This is a genomic window from Streptomyces sp. TG1A-60 (assembly GCF_037201975.1).
Lineage (GTDB): Bacteria > Actinomycetota > Actinomycetes > Streptomycetales > Streptomycetaceae > Streptomyces.
In genome coordinates, this window is the sequence record NZ_CP147520.1 from 1443928 (window position 1) to 1464591 (window position 20664).

12 protein-coding genes are annotated in these 20664 nt (G+C 72.9%); 8 read left to right on the plus strand and 4 right to left on the minus strand.

The annotated features are described in order from the left end of the window. Window positions 1–72: 72 nt before the first annotated feature. From WBG99_RS05770 to WBG99_RS05785, 4 genes are read right to left on the minus strand one after another with little or no spacing between them, the layout of a single operon-like run. Window positions 73–1110, minus strand: coding sequence for an SDR family oxidoreductase (locus WBG99_RS05770; protein ID WP_338895274.1), 1038 nt, complete (start codon window positions 1108–1110; stop codon window positions 73–75). Continuing rightward, window positions 1107–2432: an FAD-binding oxidoreductase gene (locus tag WBG99_RS05775; protein WP_338895275.1), complete on the minus strand. Its 1326-nt coding sequence runs from the start codon at window positions 2430–2432 to the stop codon at window positions 1107–1109. Before WBG99_RS05775 ends, WBG99_RS05770 begins: the two co-directional genes overlap by 4 nt. Window positions 2433–2466: 34 nt before the next feature. Continuing rightward, entirely contained in the window at window positions 2467–3333 is an 867-nt protein-coding gene (locus WBG99_RS05780) for a cyclopropane-fatty-acyl-phospholipid synthase family protein (RefSeq protein WP_338895276.1), read from the minus strand. Then, the gene (locus WBG99_RS05785; protein ID WP_338895277.1) at window positions 3330–3581 is read right to left on the minus strand and encodes an acyl carrier protein; all 252 of its coding nucleotides are present in this window, start codon (window positions 3579–3581) and stop codon (window positions 3330–3332) included. The genes WBG99_RS05780 and WBG99_RS05785 overlap by 4 nt, the downstream gene beginning before the upstream one ends. Window positions 3582–3980: 399 nt before the next feature. On the opposite strand from WBG99_RS05785, the gene WBG99_RS05790 reads away from it, so the two are divergent. The 8 genes from WBG99_RS05790 (at window position 3981) to WBG99_RS05825 (ending at window position 20636) form a co-directional block, all read left to right on the plus strand. Next, a complete protein-coding gene (locus WBG99_RS05790) occupies window positions 3981–4832 on the plus strand; it encodes an alpha/beta hydrolase (protein WP_338895278.1) in 852 nt (283 codons plus the stop codon). A 139-nt stretch (window positions 4833–4971) separates the two neighbouring features. Further along, window positions 4972–11001, plus strand: a complete 6030-nt coding sequence (locus tag WBG99_RS05795; protein ID WP_338895279.1) for an SDR family NAD(P)-dependent oxidoreductase — start codon at window positions 4972–4974, stop codon at window positions 10999–11001. 3 nt (window positions 11002–11004) lie between these two features. After that, on the plus strand, window positions 11005–14943 hold the full coding sequence (locus WBG99_RS05800; protein ID WP_338895280.1) for an alpha/beta fold hydrolase: 3939 nt from the start codon (window positions 11005–11007) through the stop codon (window positions 14941–14943). Beyond that, on the plus strand, window positions 14925–15941 hold the full coding sequence (locus WBG99_RS05805) for a 3-oxoacyl-[acyl-carrier-protein] synthase III C-terminal domain-containing protein (protein WP_338895281.1): 1017 nt from the start codon (window positions 14925–14927) through the stop codon (window positions 15939–15941). The genes WBG99_RS05800 and WBG99_RS05805 overlap by 19 nt, the downstream gene beginning before the upstream one ends. Continuing rightward, window positions 15938–17401, plus strand: coding sequence for an NAD(P)/FAD-dependent oxidoreductase (locus WBG99_RS05810; RefSeq protein WP_338895282.1), 1464 nt, complete (start codon window positions 15938–15940; stop codon window positions 17399–17401). The genes WBG99_RS05805 and WBG99_RS05810 overlap by 4 nt, the downstream gene beginning before the upstream one ends. Next, on the plus strand, window positions 17398–18456 hold the full coding sequence (locus tag WBG99_RS05815) for an AfsA-related hotdog domain-containing protein (protein WP_338895283.1): 1059 nt from the start codon (window positions 17398–17400) through the stop codon (window positions 18454–18456). The genes WBG99_RS05810 and WBG99_RS05815 overlap by 4 nt, the downstream gene beginning before the upstream one ends. A 48-nt stretch (window positions 18457–18504) precedes the next feature. Continuing rightward, entirely contained in the window at window positions 18505–19821 is a 1317-nt protein-coding gene (locus tag WBG99_RS05820) for an FAD-dependent oxidoreductase (RefSeq protein WP_338895284.1), read from the plus strand. After that, complete coding sequence (locus WBG99_RS05825; protein ID WP_338895285.1) at window positions 19818–20636, plus strand: SDR family oxidoreductase; 819 nt, start codon at window positions 19818–19820, stop codon at window positions 20634–20636. The genes WBG99_RS05820 and WBG99_RS05825 overlap by 4 nt, the downstream gene beginning before the upstream one ends. The last annotated feature ends 28 nt before the right edge of the window (window positions 20637–20664 follow it).

The window sequence follows — 20664 nt, forward strand, 5'->3', positions numbered from 1 at the left end:
CGCACTGTCCTTCCGTTCGTCCGGCCGCTTGGACCGGCCGTTCACTCTGACCGCGTGGTCCGGCCGTCCGGTCTAGCCGAGGTGTTCCGCGGCGTACTCCAGGCTCGTCAGATACGCCGTCGTGTCATCGACTTGTGGAATGCCGTAGCGCTCGCGCAGCTCGGGCATGGAGGTGGGCAGCACGCCGCCGCTGCACCGGGTGACCTCGCTGACGTCACGCAGGACGGACAGGTAGGAGCGGGTCCGCGGGGCGGTGTTCTCGATGGCGTCCGGGGCGAGTTCATCGGCGTTCACCACCGGCGGCGGTGTCAGCGAACGCCCGCGTCCGGCAGCGTGCTTGACCAGCACCCGCAGACAGGACTCGATGTCCATGGCCTCCGGGCCGTACGTCACCCAGAACTCGCCCGCCTCGTCCCCCAGTTCGATGGCGCGCAGCACTGCCTTGGACAGCAGGTCCTGTGGGACGAAGTCCATCCGGATGCCCGGGTGCGCGGGAAGGAAGGGCGCCCTGCCGCGGCTCAGCCAGTCCGACATCAGCTGCACGATCTGGCCCTGCGAGGTCCAGCCCGTGGTGGAGTCGCCGATGAGGTTGGTGGGGCGGAAGACGGTGTGCCGCACCCCGCTGTCGCGCAGGACGTGCTCCGCCTCGCGCTTGGAGCTGATGTAGTTGCGGCAGATGTTGTCCGCGCCGAGCGCCACGGGCGCGCTGTCCGCGAGCGCGGCGACGAACGCCGTGCTCATGAAGTGGACGGTCGAGTCCGCCCGCTCGGCGAACTCCGCGACCCGCCGGGTGCCCTCGATGTTGATCGGCCGGTAGTCCTCGGCGGGCAGACCCCACTCGGTCAGGCCCGCGGAGTGGATGACGACGTCGACCTCGGCTGCGAGGGCGGCGTAGCTGTCCTCGTCGAGACCGAACCTCTCCGCGGTCAGGTCCAGGCGGACCGACCGCGCGTCCCCGGCCTCGGGCACCGGCGTGCTGTGGGTGGCGACGACGAACCGCGGGCCGTCCGGCTCCCGCAGGAGGGAGCGTCCGACGACCCCGGACGCGCCGGTCAGCAGGACGGTGGGGCGAGCGCCCGCGCCGTTCCCTCCGCTCACGGTGCGGCTCATGCGCGGGAGTCCTTCCAGTCCATCAGCCGTGCCACGGCACGGGTGCCGGCGAACAGGACCGGGTCGGGCGGGAAGGAGGCGGGCGGCTTGCGCCGCTCGTCGTCCACGAAGAGCAGCCGTGAGTAGTCCGTGTCCTTGCCGAGCGTGAGGTCGCGCAGGACCTTGCCGCCGGTGTGGGTGGCCGCGATGCCGTTGCCGCAATAGCCGTACCCGTACAGGATGTTGCCGCTGCCGAGCCTGCCGAAGTGCGGGGCGAAGTCACGGACGACATCGGCGGTCCCGCCGTACGCGTAGCTGAACTCCACGTCGCCCCACATCGGGAAGAACCGCAGGAACTCCCGGTGGATCTCCCGGTATACCTCGGGCCGGTTCATGTTCCGCTGCCGCTTGTCCCTGCCGTAGTAGTACGGAGCCGGGCCGCCGGCGAACATGATGCGGTTGTCGTGTGTGAAACGGGCGCAGGTCAGCAGGGACTTGGCCTCGACCAGGCCCTCGCGTCCCTCCCAGTTCACGCGTCCCAGCTGCGCGTCGGTGAGCGGCTCGCTCACCATCGCGTACGTCCAGATCGGGATGACCTTCCTGCGGAAGGGCGGGAAGGCGTCCATGTGAACGTTGGTGGCCAGGACGACCTTGTCGGCCTTGACCTGCCCGCCGGCTGTCACGACCGTCGGCCGCACTCCAGGTTCCACGCGCAGGCAGGGCGAGTTGTCGTAGATCGTCACGCCCTTCTCACGCACCACGCGGGCGATGCCGCGGGAGAGTTTGAAGGGGTTCACGAGCGCGCCGCCGGTGCGCATGCTCCCGAGCACCGCGGGCGAGCCGATCACGGCCTGGGTCTCCTCGCGCGGGAGGATCTCCACCTGCGCGGCGCCCATCTGCTCGGCGAGACCGCGGTCGTGCTCCAGCCGCTTGAGCTGGGCGGCGTCGGTGGCCACCATCAGGTAGTCGTTGGCCTCGTACTCCGCGTCGACGCGGTTCTTGCGGGCGAACCTGCCGATTTCCAGGATCGACCGGCCGACCGCCTGCGACGCCTCGAGCGCGCGCTGGAGCCCGAATTCCTTGACCAAAGCCTGGATGTCTTTGCCGATGGTTGGCGTGACGAATCCGTCGGCGCGGCCCGAGGCGCCGTAGCCGGAGTGGTTCGCCTCGACGATGCGGATGTCGAGCGCGGGCTCGGCCTCTTTGAGGAAGTAGGCGGTCCAGAGTCCCGTGAAACCGCCGCCGACGATGCAGACGTCGCAGTCGACGGATTCCCGGAGAGGGGCCCCGACGGTGACCTTTTCGGTGTCGTGCCAATAGACGACGTGCTTGTACGCATTCAACTGAGTGCTCCTCGAGAGCCGGTGGAGCTGTCGGTCACACGGCTTCGAGAATGATCCTCGACAGGCCCAGATGACGGTTCTTGAAGTGGCCGACGGTGGAGCTCAGATACCGCTCGTAGTTGGCGACGTTCTCCTCGCCGGCCACCTTCACGGCCTGAACACGGTTGGCCCGCAACCGGTCGAGCCATTGCTGGCAGGTGCGGCTGTAGTGATCCGGGTCGTTGCGCAGACGGACGACATCAAAGCGCTTCTCGCTTGATTCGAGAACCTCGGAGAGCGCCGGAATCTCGGACTCCGGGAAAATGATGTCGATGATGAATAGCAGATCCCGCACGGTCTGCTTGTCCATCTGGACGTTGTTACCCTTGATGTTGGTCTGCAACGCGATCCTGCCGCCCTTGGGCAGCCAGGCGCGGCAGCGCTCGAAGAACTCGCGGTACGCGGCGACCCGCTCGGCACGGGACAGGCCGGTGCGCGCGAAGTGCTCGAAGGCGCCGATGGAGATGATCGCGTCGTAGTGCTCGGCGGGCTCGTGGTCGAGCCAGTTCTCCACCCGCACCTCGGTCCGCTCGAGCGCCAGCTCACGCAGGCGTTCCGCCTGGCTGTCGCTGAGCGTGAGGCCGACGGCCTGCTGCACGCCGTGTGTGCGGACCAGCCGTTCGAGCAGGCTTCCCCAGCCGCAGCCGACGTCGAGGACGCGGCGCGCGCCGGCCGCCCGCGCGCCCTCGATCAGGTAGTCGAGCTTGCGCTGCTGGGCGCTTTCGAGCGTGTCGCCCTCGTCCCACAGCGCACACGTGTACGTGAGGTCCGTGTCCAGCCACAGCGCGAAGAAGTCGTTGGAGACGTCGTAGTGATGCTTGATGGACTCCGCGGTGGCGCCCTGGTAGTCGATGGCCGTCACGCGGCGGCGCTGCCCTGCTTGGTCTCCTCGGCGAGCTTCACCAGGTCCGCGACCGTCTGCACGCTCGCGGCCTTGCTCTCGTCGAATTCGATGTCGAGGTCGTCCTCGATGGTGTAGACGATGTCGGCGATCTGCAGGCTCGACAGGCCCACGGAGTCAAAAGCGGTGTCCTCGTTCAGGGTGTACGAGTTCGCCTTGCTGCCGAGCTTCTTGGCAATGCGGGCACAAACTTCTTCAGCAGTGATCACGGGGCAGCCTTTCCGATGCACGTGATGGGATGACCGAGGTTCTGTGAGCCCGCGATCCGAACCGCTGCGCCAGGGGACCGGGAGTAATGACCTCTGGGGCGTGTGCTGAAGCCGCACGGCACACCTCGTCCGTGCGCTAGTCCTTCATCTTGCTGCGGACGGCTCCTGCACGGGAGTTGCCACGGTACCCAGACGATCGTCGACCGACTATTGCCCTTAAGGGCAATGATCGTTCTTGGTCGGGTTGTTGCTGGCGAAAACGAGTCGGAGATGTTTTGCTTATCCCGGCTCATCCGTCCGGGCAGCCACCACGCCGCCCAACTGGGCATCGGGAGTTGCGTACTGTGCGAGCACCCCTTCGCGGCCTCCCGAACCCGTAGAGCTCTGAGGAGATGTGAAATGGCTGAGTTAAACCTTTCGGCTGGCACGGTGGAGTATCAGGACACCGGCGGGGAGGGGCCGGTCGTGGTCCTGCTGCACGGCGTCGCGATGGACGGCTCCCTGTGGCGGAACGTGGTGGCGTCTCTGCGTTCCGAATTCCGGTGCGTGGTACCGACGTTGCCGCTGGGTGGTCATCGCCGGCCGATGAAGCCGGACGCGGACCTGTCGATCGCGGGCGTGGCCCGGCTGGTCGCGGAGTTCCTCGACCGGCTCGACCTGCGCGAAGTCACGCTGGTGATGAGCGACTGGGGCGGTGCGCAGGCCCTGGTCTCCGAGGGCAGGGACGAGCGTATCGGGCGCCTTGTCATCACCTCGTGCGAGGCGTTCGACAACTTTCCGCCGGGCGTGCCCGGAAGCAACCTCTTCACCTCGGCAAAGCTGCCGGGCGGCATCAACTTCGCCTTCAAGCTGCTGAAGTGGAAGCCGATGCGCCGACTGCCCATGACCTGGGGCTGGATGAGCAAGCGGCCGGTCCCGCACGAGGTGATGAACGCCTGGTTCGAACCGCTGTGGACCTCCAAGGAGATCCGTCGCGACCTGCGCAAGTACGTGCTCGGGGTGCCGCCGAAGAGTGAACTGCTCGACTGGGCAGAGAAGTTGCGCGACTTCGACCGGCCCGCGCTCGTGGTGTGGGCCGCCGAGGACAAGGTGATGCCGCCCGAGCACGGGCGCAGGCTCGCCGAGCTGCTGCCCAAGGGCCAGCTCGTCGAGATCGAAGACAGCTACACCCTCATTCCCGAGGACCAGCCGGAACAGCTCAGCGCGCACATCCGGTCCTTCCTGCTGACGGGCAAGGCCACCTCCTCGTAGGAGGCTCCCCGGAGGAGTGCCTCCCGGCAGGAGGACGGCCTTCCACCAGAACGGACGACGGAACTCTGTGGCCGCGCATCCCGTACCCGGGAGCGGCGGTCAGGCGCGGGGGCGCCGGGAGCACGACGTGGAGGACGGCATGGCTGACGCGATGGACGAGCGGACCCGGCGATCAGAGCGGGCCGAGGAGGTGCGGGCCGAGGAGGTGCGGGCCGGGGAGGTGCGGGCCGGGGAGTCCGGGCCGACCGAGAGCTTGGCGGGGCGCCTGGCCGGGCTGCCGGCCGACCGCCGCCCGGCGGCCCTGCTCGACCTGGTCCGCGAGGAGACCGCGGGCCTGGCGGGCACGGACCCTCTCGACATCGACCCGGAGACGGCCTACCGCGACTACGGCTACAACTCCCTCGCGGCCGTGGAGCTGACCAGTCGGCTGAGCCGGGCCACCGGCCTCGAACTGCCGCTCACCCTGCTCTTCGACCACCCGACGGCGTCCGCCGTGGCGGAGCACCTGCTCGGCCTGCTCGGCTTCGCGCACCCCGAGGACGACGCCCCGGAGGCGGAAGCGGAGGGCGCCGGCATGGGCCATGCCCACGACGACGACCCCATCGCCGTCGTGGGCATGGCCTGCCGTTACCCGGGCGGCGTGACCTCCCCCGCCGGCCTGTGGGACGTGGCGGCCGCCGGTCGCGACGTCGTCTCGGACTTCCCCCGCGACCGGGGCTGGGACCTCGACGGTCTCTTCTCCGCCGACCCCGAGCAGCCCGGCACCAGTTACACCCGCACCGGCGGATTCCTCGACCCGGTCGCCGACTTCGACGCGGAGTTCTTCGGCATCTCGCGCCGCGAGGCACTGGCTATGGACCCCCAGCAGCGGCTGCTCCTGCAGACCGTCTGGGAGTCCCTGGAGAACGCGGGCATCGACCCCGGCCGCCTGAAGAAGTCGCGGACCGGCGTGTATGTGGGCAGCAGCGGCCAGGACTACGAGATCGTGGCGCGGTCCGGCCCCGGCGAGCTGGAGGGCTACTGGGGCATCGGCGCCGCGGGCAGCGTCCTGTCGGGCCGGGTCGCCTACGCCTTCGGCTTCGAGGGCCCCGCCCTCACCGTCGACACGGCCTGTTCGTCGTCACTGGTGGGCGTGCACCTGGCGGTGCACGCCCTACGCCGGGGCGAGTGCACGCTCGCCGTGGCGGGCGGCGCCACCGTGATGGCCACGCCGAAGGTCTTCACCGAGTTCAGCAGGCAGCGCGCGCTCTCGCCGGACGGCAGGTGCCGTTCGTACGCGGAGGCCGCCGACGGCACCGGCTGGGCCGAGGGCATCGGCGTCCTCCTCCTGGAACGCCTCAGCGAGGCCCGCCGCAACAACCACCGTGTCCTCGCCCTCATCCCGGGCACGGCGGTCAACCAGGACGGCGCCAGCAACGGCCTCACCGCCCCGAACGGCGGCTCCCAGCAGCGCGTCATCACCCAGGCACTCGCCGACGCCGGTCTGCGCCCCCGCGACATCGACGCGGTCGAGGGGCACGGCACCGGCACCACACTCGGCGACCCCATCGAGATCGACGCCCTCGCGGCCGTGTTCGGCCACGACCGCCCCGCCGGACAGCCCCTGCGGCTGGGTTCGCTGAAGTCCAACATCGGGCACAGCCAGGCCGCGGCAGGCGTCGGCGGACTGATCAAGATGATCCAGGCGCTGCGCCACGAGGTGCTGCCCAGGACCCTGCACGTCGACCGGCCCACGCCCAAGGCCGACTGGTCCGGCGGCGGCATCTCCCTGCTGACCGAGGCCACCCCGTGGCCGCGCGGCGAGCGGGTCCGCCGGGCCGGGGTGTCGGCCTTCGGTGTGGGCGGGACCAACGCGCATGTCCTGGTGGAGGAGGCGCCCACCGTGCAGGCGGGGACGCCCGCGCCCGAGGCCCGGACGCCACGGCCCGAACTCCCTTCCTCCTCCACCCCCTTGGCGACGCCTCCCGTGGTGCCGTGGGTGCTGTCCGCCAAGACGCCGGCCGCCCTGCGCGCCCAGGCCCGCCGCCTGCACACCCACCTCACCACCGCACAACCGGACGCCACCCCCACCCAGGTCGGCGCCGCCCTCGCCCACACCCGCGCCCACTTCGACCACCGGGCCACCCTCACCGGCACCACCCGCACCGAACTCCTCGACGCGGTCGCCGCCCTCGCCCGGGGCGAGGAGGCGGAGCAGGTCACCCGGGCCCACGCCCGTACCGGAAAGACCGTCTTCGTCTTCCCCGGCCAGGGCTCCCAGTGGATCGGCATGAGCCGTGAACTTGCCGCCGCCCACCCTGTGTTCGCCGAAGAGCTCAGCGCCTGCGCCGCCGCGCTCGCGCCCTACACCGACTTCTCGCTCGACGAGGTCCTGAGCGGGGCGCCCGGCGCTCCCCCGCTGGACCGGGTGGACGTCGTGCAGCCCGCGCTGTTCGCGGTGATGGCGGCACTCGCCGCGCTCTGGCGCCACCATGGCGTGCACCCGGACGCCGTGGTCGGGCACTCGCAGGGCGAGATAGCCGCCGCGTACGTCGCCGGGGGCCTCTCGCTCCAGGACGCCGCCCGCGTCGTGGCGCTGCGCAGCAAGGCCATCGCGGAGATGGCTGGGCGAGGCGGCATGGCGTCGGTGACGGCGTCGCCCGAGCGGCTGCTGCCGCTCCTGGAGGGCTGGGACGGGCTCATCTCCGTCGCCGCCGTCAACGGCCCCTCCTCCATGACGGTTTCGGGTGACTCCGACGCCCTGGACGGGCTGCTGGCCCGCTGCGCCGCCGAGAACATCTGGGCCCGGCGGGTCCCCGTCGACTACGCCTCGCACTCCCCCCAGGTCGAGTCGCTCAAGGAGCGTCTGGCCGAGGTCCTGTCACCGGTCGCGCCACGCTCCGGAGAGGTGCGCTTCCACTCCACGGTCACCGCGGGCGAGTTCGACACCAGCGGCCTCGACGCCGACTACTGGTACCGAAACCTGCGCCGGACCGTCCGGTTCGAGGAGGTCGTCCGCGCGCTGCTCGACCAGGGGCACACCACGTTCGTCGAGGTGAGTCCGCACCCGATCCTCACCTTCGCGGTGGAGCAGACAGTGGAGCGGACAGGGGGGCGGGAAGGCGGAAGCGGCCGGACCGCCGCGACCGTCCTCGGCTCGGCCCGGCGCGAGCAGGAACAGGCACAGTTCACCGCCTCGCTCGCCGCCGCGCACGCCCACGGAATACCCGTGGACTGGGACACGGTGTTCGACCCGGCCTCCGCGCGCAACGTAGAACTCCCCACGTACTCCTTTGAGTCGACGCGCTACTGGGCGGCGCCCCGGCCCGCCGCGGGCGACGCCGGGGACGCGGGACTGCGCTCCACCGGTCACCGGCTCCTGACCGCCGGAGCCGAACTCGCCGACGGCAGCGGGTGGTTGTTCACCGGGCGCGTCTCGCGGGACACGCACGGCTGGCTGGACGACCACGCGGTCTACGGCACGGTCCTGCTGCCGGGCACCGCCTTCGTGGACATGGCCGTCCTCGCCGCCTCGCACGTCGGCTGCGACGTGGTCGAGGAGCTGACGCTGGAGGAGCCGCTGGTACTCCCCGACGACGGCGCCGTCGACCTCCAGGCGTCGGTCGGGGCCCCGGACGCCCGGGGACGGCGGCCGGTCGCGGTCCACTCCCGGCCGGCCGACGCGGCGGGCGGCGACGACTGGACGCGGCACGCCGGCGGCTTCCTCGCGCCCTCCCCGGCGCACGGCGACGCCTCCCCCGCTCCCCTCTCGTGGCCCCCGTCGGGCGCCGACCCGCTGGACGTCGACGGCCTCTACGACCGGCTCGCCGACCGGGGCTTCGGATACGGGCCCGTCTTCCGCGGGCTGCGCGCGGCCTGGCGGCGCGACGGTGTGCTCCTCGCCGAGGTGGACGCCGCGGCGGCCGGGGGAAGTGGGGGCGCCGAGGGGTACGGGGTGCACCCGGCCCTGCTCGACGCCGCGTTCCATGCCCAGCTGACCGAACTGGCCGGTGCCGACGGAGCGTCCGGGCAGGCGTGGCTGCCGTTCACCTGGTCCGGTGTGCGCGTCGTCCGACCCGGCGCCACGCACCTGCGGGTGTCCCTCACCACGCTGGGCGAGGGCACCGTACGGATGTCCGCGGTCGACGCGGCAGGCGCCCCGGTGGTCACCGTCGACTCGGTCGTGGCCCGCCCGGTGGCCCCGGCCCGCCTGGTCGGCGCACGCGGGCCGGCCGACTCCCTCTTCCGCGTGGACTGGCAGGCGGCACCGGGCCCGGGCCCCGCCCCGGACTCCGTCTCCGGACGCTGGGCGGTCCTGGCCGAGGACGGGACGACCATGGCGAGCCCGGATGCCGTGATCGGCTCGGTCTCCGGGGCCGACTCCACCGCCCCGCCGCTCCCCACCTACCCCGGCCTCCCCCACCTCTCCGCCGAGCTCGACGCGGGCGAACCCGTGCCGGACACCGTCGTCGCGCTCGTGCCCGCGGCGCACGGTACGCCCACCGCGGAGGCGGCCCGCGCCCGCGCCCACCACACCCTCGCGCTGCTGCGCGGCTGGCTGGCCGACGAGCGGTTCGCCGACGCGCGTCTGGTGCTGGTCACCCGGGACGCCGTGGCCACCGCTCCCGGCTCGGCCGTCGCCCCCGACCTCGCGCCCCTGTGGGGTCTGGTGCGTACCGCGCAGTCCGAGCACCCCGGCCGCTTCACGCTCGTCGATCTGGCCGGCGACGCCTGCGACGATCCCGCGCGCGTCCTGCCCGTCGCGCTCGCCGCCGAGGAGCCCCAGGTCGCCGTACGCAATGGCGTGCTCCACATCCCCCGTGCCGTCCGCGTCCGCGGCGCCTCCGGCGGGCCGCTCCCCTTCGAACCGGACGGCACGGTCCTGATCACGGGGGGAACCAGCGGACTCGGCGCCCAGCTGGCCCGGCACCTCGCCGCCGAACGGGGCGCGCGACACCTGCTCCTGGCCAGCCGCCGCGGCCGGGACGCCGAAGGCGTGTCGGAGCTGACGGCCGAACTGGCCGGCCTCGGCGCCCAGGTCACCGTCGCGGCCTGCGACGTCACGGACCGGTCGGCGACGGCGGCGCTCCTCGCGTCGGTCGACGCCGCGCATCCGCTGACCGCCGTCGTCCACTCCGCGGGGGCGCTCGACGACGGCCTCCTGGAGGCGCTGACGCCCGAGCGGCTGGACCGCGTGCTGGCACCCAAGGTGGACGCGGCCCTGCATCTGCACGAGCTGACCGAGTCCGTGCCGCTCGCCGCGTTCGTCCTGTTCTCCTCGGTCGCGGGCACCATCGGCGGCCCGGGACAGGGCAACTACGCGGCGGCCAACACGTTCCTCGACGCCTTCGCGCAGTGGCGGCGTGCCCAGGGGCTGCCGGCGCTCTCGCTGGCCTGGGGCCTGTGGGAGGAGGCGAGCGACATGACCCGGCACCTCGGGGACGCCGAGGTGGCCCAGCTGGGCAGGTCGGGGCTGGCGCCGCTCGCCACCGACGAGGGGCTGCGCCTGTTCGACGCGGTGCACGGCACGGAGGACGCGCTGCTGCTGCCCGCCCGGCTCGATCTGGGCGCCCTGCGCACCCAGGCCCGCGAGGGCTCGCTGCCCGCCGTACTGCGGGCCCTGGTGCCGGCCGCGCAGGGGCCCGCGGGCCGGTCGTGCCCGGCGCTGCCCGCGCGCCTCGCGGCCGCTCCGCCCGAGGAGCGGGACGTGCTGGTGCTGGCGGCGGTCGCCGCGGAGGTCGCCGTGGTCCTCGGGTACGAGGACGCGGGCGCGGTCGACCCGGAGCGTCCCTTCAAGGAACTGGGCCTGGACTCGCTGGGCGCGGTGCGGCTGCGCAACCGGCTGAGCCAGGTGACCGGCCTCAGCCTTCCGTCCACCCTGGTGTTCGGCCACCCGACGGTCCCCGCGCTCGCCGCGCACCTGCGCACATTGCTCGACGAGCACGGCGCCGGGGGGCAGGAGGCAGCGGCGGCGCCCGGTGTGCACACGGATCTGGACCGCCTCGCCGGGCTGCTCCCGTCGGTCGCCGACTCCGACGTGGCGGCTGTCCGCACCCGGCTGCGGTCCCTGCTCTCGGCGCTCGACGACAGGGGCGGCGAGGGCGCCGGCAGCCTGCGCAGGGAGCTCATCGAGGAAGCGTCCGCCGACGACCTGTTCGACCTGATCGACAACGACCTGGGATTGGGCTGAATCATGCCGGACGACGACAGGACACTGCGGTACCTCAAGCGTGTCACCGCCGAACTGCAGTCCACCCGTGAGCGGTTGGTACAGGCCGAGCAGCGCGCGTACGAGCCGGTCGCGGTGGTGGGCATGGCCTGCCGCTATCCGGGACTCGTGACCTCCCCCGACGACCTGTGGGACCTGGTGGCCGCCGGGCGCGACGTGGTCGCTGACTTCCCCGCGGACCGGGGCTGGGACCTGGACCGGCTCTTCCACGACGACCCGGACCATCCCGGCACGACGTACGCCAGGGCCGGCGGGTTCCTGGAGGGGGCGACGGAGTTCGACGCGGAGTTCTTCGGCATCGGCCGCACCGAGGCCCTGGCGATGGACCCGCAGCAGCGGCTGCTCCTGCAGACCGCCTGGGAGTCCCTGGAGAACGCTGGCATCGACCCGGGCGGCCTGCGCGGCTCGCGGACGGGTGTGTTCGTGGGGACGACGGGCCAGGACTACGCGCAGTTGGCGCGGTCGGGTCCGGACGAGCTGGAGGGCTACTGGGGCATCGGCTCGGCGGGCAGTGTGCTCTCCGGTCGCGTCTCGTACGTGCTGGGGTTCGAGGGCCCGGCCCTCACGGTCGACACGGCCTGTTCGTCGTCGCTGGTGGGCGTGCACCTGGCGGTGCAGGCACTGCGCCACGGCGAGTGTTCGCTGGCCCTGGCGGGCGGCGTGACGGTGATGTCCACACCGGGCGTCTTCACCGAGTTCAGCAGGCAGCGCGCGCTCTCGCCGGACGGCAGGTGCCGTTCGTACGCGGAGGCCGCCGACGGCACCGGCTGGGGCGAGGGGGTCGGGGTCGTCCTGCTGGAGCGCCTCAGTGAGGCCCGCCGAAACAACCACCGTGTCCTGGCGGTCATCTCGGGCTCCGCGGTCAACCAGGACGGCGCCAGCAACGGCCTCACCGCCCCGAACGGCGGCTCCCAGCAGCGCGTCATCACCCAGGCACTCGCCGACGCCGGTCTGCGCCCCCGCGACATCGACGCGGTCGAGGGGCACGGCACCGGCACCACACTCGGCGACCCCATCGAGATCGACGCCCTCGCGGCGGTCTACGGCCGCGAGCGGACCGCCGTGCACCCGCTGCGGCTGGGCTCGCTGAAGTCCAACATCGGGCACAGCCAGGCCGCCGCGGGCGTCGGCGGACTGATCAAGATGATCCAGGCGTTGCGCCACGAGGTGCTGCCCAGGACCCTGCACGTCGACCGGCCCACGCCCAAGGCCGACTGGTCCGGCGGCGGCATCTCCCTGCTGACCGAGGCCACCCCGTGGCCGCGCGGCGAGCGGGTCCGCCGGGCCGGGGTGTCCTCGTTCGGCATCAGTGGCAGCAACGCGCACGTCGTGGTGGAGGAGGCACCGCTCGACGCGTCCCCCGACACCGGGGCGGGGCGGGAGCCGGAGACCCTGCCGGTGGTGCCGTGGGTGCTGTCCGCCAAGACGCCGGCCGCCCTGCGCGCCCAGGCCCGCCGCCTGCACACCCACCTCACCACCGCACAACCGGACGCCACCCCCACCCAGGTCGGCGCCGCCCTCGCCCACACCCGCGCCCACTTCGACCACCGGGCCACCCTCACCGGCACCACCCGCACCGAACTCCTCGCGGGGCTGGCGGCGTTCGGCGCGGGGGAACTGCCGGGCAACGCCGTCCTGGGAGTGGCGGCGCGGGCACGGAAGACCGCCTTCCTCTTCTCCGGGCAGGGGTCCCAGCAGGCCGGTACGGGCAGCGGACTCGCCGCCGCCCACCCGGTGTTCGCCGACGCCCTGGCCGCGGCCCGCGCCGAGCTCGACCGGCATCTGGAGCTGCCCCTGCGCCAGGTGATGGACGCCGCCGACGGCACCCCCGAGGCGGAGCTGCTGCACCGCACGGGCTGGACGCAGCCGGCGCTGTTCGCCCTGGAGGTGGCTCTCTACCGCCTCGTCGAGTCCTGGGGCTTCACACCGGACTTCCTGCTGGGCCACTCGATCGGCGAGCTGTCCGCCGCGCATGTCGCCGGGGTGCTGTCCCTGGCCGACGCGAGCGCCTTGGTCGCCGCGCGCGGCAGGCTCATGCAGGCCCTGCCGGAGGGCGGCGCGATGGTCGCCGTGGAGGCGACGGAGGACGAGGTCCTGCAGAGCCTGCGTGACGACGGCCGACTGGCCGTGGCCGCCGTGAACGGGCCCCGCTCGGTCGTCGTGTCCGGCGCCGCCGACCCCCTCGCGGCCTGGCAGCGAGCGTGGCAGGAGCAGGGCCGCCGCACCCGCCGACTGCGCGTCAGCCATGCCTTCCACTCGCCTCTGATGCGGCCGATGCTCGAGGAACTCGCAGCCGTCGCGGGCGGCTTGAGCTACCACGCGCCGACCGTACCGATCGTTTCGAACGTGACGGGGACCTTCGCCGACGCGACCGACCTGGCCACGCCCGACTACTGGGTCCGCCACGCCGCGCACCCCGTCCGCTTCCACGACGGGGTACGCCGCCTGGAAAGCGCGGGGGCGACGGCGTTCCTGGAGCTCGGGCCGAGCGGTGTACTGACCTCGATGACCCGGCACTGCCTGCGCGACCCGGGGTCCGCGGTGCTCGCTCCCGCCCTCGACGGGCGCGGGCCCGAGCCCGCCGCCCTCATGACCGCGCTCGCCGAACTGCACACGCACGGCGCGTGCGGCGACCTCGCGGCCCTCCTTCCCCGGGACGCGGCTCGCCAGGTGCCGCTCCCGACGTACGCCTTCCAGCCGCGCCGCCACTGGATCGACGTGCCGCAGACCGTACGGGGCACGGAGTCCGGCCCGTCGGCGGACCAGGCGGCTCCGGCACCGGCCGCGCAGGAAGAGCCGAGCCGGGACGAGCCGGAGCGGGCGGACCAGGAGCGGGACGTCCTCGGGCTGGTTCGTACCCAGGCGGCCCTCGTCCTCGGTTACGAGGACGGCGCGCGGATCGACCCGGACCTGACGCTGCTGGAGCTCGGTATCGACTCGCTCGGCGCCGTCCGCTTCCAGCGGCGCCTCGCCTCGGTCACCGGCCTCGACCTTCCGGCCACCCTCCTGGTCGACCACCCCACCCCGGCGGCCCTCGCGGAGCACCTGCGGCCGCTGCTCGCCCCGAGCGCTCCGACCGACCCGGCCGACCTGCTCAGGGACCTGCACCGGCGAGGGCAACTCGGTGACGCCGTACCGCTGCTGCGGGCGGCTGCCGCGGACCGGCCCACCTTCTCCACGGCGGAACGGCCCGCGGGCCCGCCGGAGTCCGTGCTGGTCTCCGACGGACCCGCTACGCCCGCCGTGGTCTGCGTGCCGTCCTTCCTGGCCGGGTCGGGCCCGCACCAGTTCGCGCGGTTCGCCGCCGGATTCACCCACCGGCCGCGGATGTCCGCGCTCACCCTGCCCGGCCTCGGCACCTCGGCACTGCTGCCCGGCTCGTGGCGGGCAGCGGTCGACAGCCTGGCCGCCGCCGCGCTGCACACCGCGGGCGGTGCCCCGCTGGTCCTCGCGGGGCACTCCATCGGCGGCGCCCTCGCGCACGCCGCCGCGGCGTCGCTGGAGCGCACCGGGCACCGCGTCGAAGGGGTCGTGCTGATCGACACCTACGAACCCGAACCCGCCCAGCAGCAAGCGGTGTTCGCCTGGGCGATGGGCCGCATCCTCGCCCGGGACGGCGCGCCCGCCGACATCGACGCCGACGGCGTGCTGGCCATGGGCGGCTATCTGCGGCTCCTCGACGACTGGGTGGCCGACCCGCTGACGGCGCCCGCGCTGCTCCTGACAGCCGAGCGGGGGCCCGACGCGCCGGACGGCGCGGCCTGGCGGCTCTGGCAGGCCGCGGACACCGTCACGCCCGTCACCGGCGACCACTTCTCGCTCCTCGAGGAGCACGCCGCTCACACGGCACGCACCGTCGAGGAATGGCTTCGAAAGGAACTGTCATGCAGCCCGTCGGCATAGTCGACTTCGGGAGCTATCTGCCCGAGAACGTGGTGGGGCCCGAGTTCTTCCTGGACGAGAACGCCCCGGTGGACCCGCTGGCCAACACCCCGCTGTTCCGCGTGCCCCCGACCCGGCACCACGTCGCCCCCGGCGAGCGGGCAGCCGACATGATCGCCAAGGCGGCCCGGCCGGTCTTCGAGCGCCTCGGCAAGGGGCCGGCGGGCCAGGTCGACGTGCTGCTGACGAACGTGCTGCTGCCGGACGAGCCGTTCATGGGTGTCGGCGCCCAGGCCGCGCACGCCCTCGGCATCGATCCCGAGTGGATCGTGGACCTGCACAACGGCGGCTGCGCCTCGTTCCCGTACATGCTCTCGCTGGCCCAGAAGATCATGGCCGACGGAGCGGCACACACCGCGCTGATCGCCAACGTGCAGAACACCGCGGGCCAGATGTACGCCCAGTCCGAAGTGCGCAAGCTGTCGCACGCGCCGATTCCGGGCGACGGCTGCGGCGTGGCCTACCTGGAGGCCGGCACGGGTTCGCCGCTCCTCGGGGTGCGGACCCGAAGCATCCCCGCGTACTCCGTGGACCTCGGCATCAAGACCCCGGACGGGCGCAGGTACTGGGAGCCGGGCGAGGGCCAGATGGACATCGACTTCGACGCCGGCAAGACGACGGAGATCCTCCAGCGCGGCAACACCCTCGTGCCCGAGCTCGTCGGGAAGCTCTGCTCAGACCTCGGGGAGCAGCCGTCCGACATCGACGTGCTCGTCACCAACCAGCCGAACCGGATCTTCCTGAAGAACTGGCGCCAGGCCCTGAAACTGGACGAGGCGCGGCACTTGGACACCTTCGACCGCTACGGGAACCTGTACGGCGCCGCCGTGCCCGTCACCCTCGACCGGGCGGCCCGCGCCGGAGACCTGCGTGACGGCGACCTCGTGGTGATGTCGGGGTTCGCGCACGCCGGTGACTTCGCTGCGGCTGCTGCGGTGCGCTGGAACGGCGCCTCGTGAGCGAGCTGAACGAGCGGGCCGGGCAGTCCGTCGAGAACGACCGGCTCGCCGCGACGGAGCGGTTCGGTGAGGCAGAACGCCCCGGCGGGACCATGGAGTTCGACGTGATCGTCGTCGGCGCGCGCTGCGCCGGGGCCACGCTCGGCGCGCTCCTCGCGCGCCGCGGTCTGCGGGTCGCCGTCCTCGACCAGGCCGCAGAGATCCGCTCGACTCTCTCCTCGAACATCCTCCAGGCCGACTCCCTGGCCTTCCTGAACCGCCTCGGCGTGATGGAGCGGCTGCGCGCGGCCGGGGTCACCACCATGAGCCACGTCGACATGCGCCTGGAGGAGTTCCGTTGCCGGGCCGCGTTCCCGCAGGAGCCCGGCGACGTGGGCGGCGCGGCGTGCATCCGCCGCGAGGTCCTCGACCCGGTCCTGGTGGACGCGGCCCGCACGTCCGGCGCCGAGGTGCGGCTGGGCACCCGGGTCGTCGGGGTGATCCGGGAGGGCGGCCGCGTCACGGGGGTCCGGGCGGTGTCGGGCGGCGTCGAGGCGCGGCTACGGGCCCGCGTGGTGGTCGGCGCGGACGGGCGGAACTCGAAGGTCGCCGAGGTGTGCGGGTCCCGCATGTACCACGTGAGTCCCGGCGAACGCAGCTACTACTGGACGTACTTCGAGGGCGCGGACACCGGTCCGCGGCCGACGTTCGTCTTCCACCGCTGGGGCGACCGGCACATGCTGGGCGGCCCCGCCGACAACGGCCTCTACATCGTGGGCGTCTCCCCGCAGCGCCACGAGCGGGAGAGCTTCCGCGCCGACCTCGACGGCTCCGTGCGCGCCCACGCGATGCGCTGCGCGCCGATCGCCGACGCCCTCTCGGGCGCCACCAGGGCGAGCAGGATCTACGGCATCCGGCGCTTCTTCGGCTACTTCCGCGAGGCGGCGGGCGCCGGCTGGGTGCTGCTCGGCGACGCCGGGCACTTCAAGGACCCGGCGGGCGGGCGCGGCATCGGCGACGCCTTCCACCAGGCGGAACGGCTCGCCGACGCGGTCGGTGACGCCATCGGGTCGGGCGTCCGGCTCGACCGCGCCGTCGCGGAGTTCGGCCGCTGGCGGGACCGCACGTACGCCGAGTACTACGGCCTGGCCGCGGATCTCGGCGTGGCCGGACCCATCGCGGGCGTCGTCCCGCGGGTCGTGCGCGGGCTGCACGCGCGCGGCAAGGTCGACGGCGTCCTGAACCTGCTGAGCCACCGGGCCTCCGTCCTGGAAGTCCTCACCCCGGCGCGGGTGCTCGGCGCCACGGGCGGGCATCTGCTGCGCGCCCCCGGCGGGCGCCGCGCCACGCTCGGCGAGCTGGGGCGGCTCGCGACCACCGAGATCCGGCGCAGGAACGCGATGCGCAAGCCCGTCTTCCAGAGCGGCCCGGCGCCGCGCCCCGTACACCAGGACACGTCCGAACCGGAGCTGAGCCGATGACCAGCACGATCCCGCACACCACCGCGCGCGGCCAACTGCCACCCCCGGGCGTCGAACTGGCCTTCGAGCAGACGGTGCCCCGTGCCCTCGCCCACCGCAGGCAGATCGGAGAGGTGTTCGTCACCGACTCCGCGCAGGGGTCCGACGACGATTTCCACCTCTCCTTCCAGGTCCCCCGCGCCCACAGCCTCTGGTCGGACCAACGGGCCGGTTTCCACGACCCGTTCGCGTCCGCGGAGGCCGCGCGGCAGTCCATCTTCGTGCTGCTGCACCGCCATGTCGGGGTGCCCGTCGGGCTGCCCTTCAGCCTCCAGCGGATCACGCTGCGGGTGACGGACCCACAGGCGTACGCCCACGACGGGACGTCGGCGCTCCAGGGTTATGTGCACTACCGGGTCACCGAACGCCAGGGCAAGGGCTCCGACGTGGTGAGCATGGTCCTCCAGGGCGTCATGGAGATCGGCGGGCGCCCGGCGATGACCCTGAGCGCGGTGCTCGCCTTCATGTCGCGGGAGGACTACGACATCTTCCGGGCCTTCCAGCGGGCGCAGAAGCCGGTGGCCGACGCCCGCCTGACCCCGGCACGGCGGCTCGACGCCGGCCTGGTGGGGCGCGAGAACCCGCGGAACGTCGTCATCGGCCTGCCGGGACCGGAGGCGCGGACGGACGGCGGACCCGACGACGGGGCGTTCCGCTGCCTGCTGGCGGCCGACCCGCACCACCCCGCCTTCTTCGACCACGAGTACGACCATGTGCCGGGCCCCCTGATGGTCGAGGGCATGCGGCAGGCCGCCGTGGCCGCGGCCTGCCGGGCCGGGGCGATGGCCACCCCGCACGCCCTCACCGTCGGCTGCGAGGCGGCCTTCCTGGACTTCGCCGAGTTCGAGGCCGACCTGGTCCACGAGGCTGAGGTCGGCGCCCCCGGCGCGGACGGCCGCGTCCCGGTGGCCGTGGTCCTGCGGCAGTTCGGCAAGCCCATCGTCGAGGGCCGCATCGACCTGCTTCCCGACGCGGCCCCGCGTCCCCGATCGACCGCGCGAGCGGACGGAGTCTGATCCATGGCAGTTGCACACACGGGTGAAAGCGCAGGAAACCGGCGACGCGTGGCGGTCGTGGGGGCGGGAATCTCCGGTCTCACCGCGGCGCTCCGCCTCGACCTCCTCGGGTACGACGTCGAGCTCGTCGAGGCGGCCGAGATCCTCGGCGGCCGTTTCGGCCTCGACAAGCTCGGCGACCGGCAGGTCATGACGGGCGGGAAGAACATCGGCCGCCGCTACCACACGTTCCGCTGGTTCACCTCGGAGCTCGGCGCGGACGCGTACGACTCCTTCGGCTACAACGCGTCCCGCATCAAGGACGGCGAGATCCTCACCCTCGACAGCGAGCGGCGAAGCCAGACCCTGAAGAACATCCGGCGGATGGGCTCGGCCCGCGACTTCGCACGGATGGCGGCGATGGCGGCGCGGATCCGAGCCGACGAGCGCAACCGCTTCCTCGGTTCGCGCTACTTCAGCGGCATCTCGCGGCGCCACGACCACGCCCCGCTCAGCTCGTTCTTCGGGCGCGAGATGACGGACATGCTGGTGCGTCCCATGGTCATCCGCAACAACGGGGCCGAGCCCGACGAGGTCTACCCCGGCACGTTCGGCACCAACCTGGCGATGCTGATGGACCACTATGATCAGCTGGCCGGTGGCATCCAGCCGGTCCTGGACGCGTTCGCCAAGCGGGTCCCGGTGCGGCTCGGCGCCACCGTGGAGGGCCTCGAGGTCCGCGACGGCAAGGTCACCGGACTGCGCGTCCTGGAGGGCGGGGCGCCCGCGCGGACCAGCGACTACGACGGCGTGGTGCTGGCCACCCCGGCCTACGCGACCGCCGAGATCGTCCGCTCCGCGCGGCCCGCGCTCGCCCGGCGGCTGTCGGACGTGAACTACTTCCCGTCCACCGTGGTACTCGTCGAGTACGACCGGCCCGTCTTCGGCCACGACGTGCGCGCGCTCGCCATGGACGACGGGCCGTGCAGCAACGCCGGTTCGTACGGGATGGAGGAGCGGCACATCGTCCGCTACACCTACAGCGGGCACGAGGGGCGCCTGACCGACCTCAGCCCGGAGAACATCGACCGGCTGACCGGTGAGACCGAGGAGCGCCTGGTGAAGTACCTGGGGGCGCCGCGCGCCGAGCGCGTCAACCTTCTGGTCAAGCATTGGAAGGCGGCCTACAGCGGCTACCTCCCGCACCACGCCGACTTCCTCGCCGAGGTTCGGGAGAGCGTCGCGGGCGTGGCGGGCCTGGAGCTCGCGGGCGACTACATCCAGGGCGTGTCCATCGAGGCGTGCGCCCGCACTGGCCGTGCCGCGGCCGGCCGGCTCGCCGCGCACCTCACCTCGCCCTCGGCACCCGCCCGGGCGGCGGCATGAACAGCCCGGCGGACTGGGCGGTGGTCACCGGCGCCTCGTCCGGCATCGGCGAGCACCTCGCCCGGGGCCTGGCCGCGCGCGGGTACGGACTGTGGCTCGTCGCCCGCTCCACCGACGCCCTCGAACTGCTCGCCAAGGAGCTGCGCGACCGGCACGGCGTGCCGGTGCGCGTGCGGACCTGCGACCTCGCGGACCCGGCCGCGCGGCGGGTGCTCGAAGAGGAACTGGCCGGGCAGCCGGTCTCCGTGCTCTGCGCCAACGCGGGCTTCCCCACCTGCGGGCCGTTCAGCGAGAACGACCCCGCCAGGGAGAGCGCCGAGGTCCAGGTCAACGTCGTCTCACTGCACGCGCTGACGCAGGCGCTGCTGCCGGGCATGCTGGCTCGGCGGCGCGGCGGGATCCTGGTGACCGGCTCGACCGCGGGCTGTCAGCCTGTGCCGACCGCGGCCACCTACTCGGCAAGCAAGGCGTTCGCCAACACCTTCGCCGAGTCGCTGCACGTCGAACTGCGCGGCACCGGGGTGAACTGCACCCTGCTCGCCCCCGGCCCCGTGCGCACCAACTTCTACGCGGTGGGCGGCATGTCACGGCTCCAGGAGCGGAGGTTCCTGGCGTGGCTGACGCCCGAGCGGGTCGCCGAGGCGGGCCTGCGCGGCCTGGCGCAGGGGCGCCGCGTGGTGATCCCGGGGCCGGTCGCCAAGGCCCAGTACCTCGCGGGCCGCCACACGCCGCGTCCCCTGCTCTTTCCCGTGCTGCGCGCGCTGGTGCTGCCCGTCTTCCGCAGCGCGCGGAGCGGCTCCCACACCCGCCCGTGAGTCGGTACCCCCAACTTCCGCAAGTGAG

What these genes read in the sequence shown, in the direction of transcription:
- WBG99_RS05770 (WP_338895274.1), bottom strand. Translation starts at nt 1,110, where the DNA reads ATGAGCCGCACCGTGAGCGGAGGGAACGGCGCGGGCGCTCGCCCCACC.
- WBG99_RS05790 (WP_338895278.1), top strand. Translation starts at nt 3,981, where the DNA reads ATGGCTGAGTTAAACCTTTCGGCTGGCACGGTGGAGTATCAGGACACC.
- WBG99_RS05795 (WP_338895279.1), top strand. Translation starts at nt 4,972, where the DNA reads ATGGCTGACGCGATGGACGAGCGGACCCGGCGATCAGAGCGGGCCGAG.
- WBG99_RS05800 (WP_338895280.1), top strand. Translation starts at nt 11,005, where the DNA reads ATGCCGGACGACGACAGGACACTGCGGTACCTCAAGCGTGTCACCGCC.
- WBG99_RS05805 (WP_338895281.1), top strand. Translation starts at nt 14,925, where the DNA reads ATGCAGCCCGTCGGCATAGTCGACTTCGGGAGCTATCTGCCCGAGAAC.
- WBG99_RS05815 (WP_338895283.1), top strand. Translation starts at nt 17,398, where the DNA reads ATGACCAGCACGATCCCGCACACCACCGCGCGCGGCCAACTGCCACCC.
- WBG99_RS05825 (WP_338895285.1), top strand. Translation starts at nt 19,818, where the DNA reads ATGAACAGCCCGGCGGACTGGGCGGTGGTCACCGGCGCCTCGTCCGGC.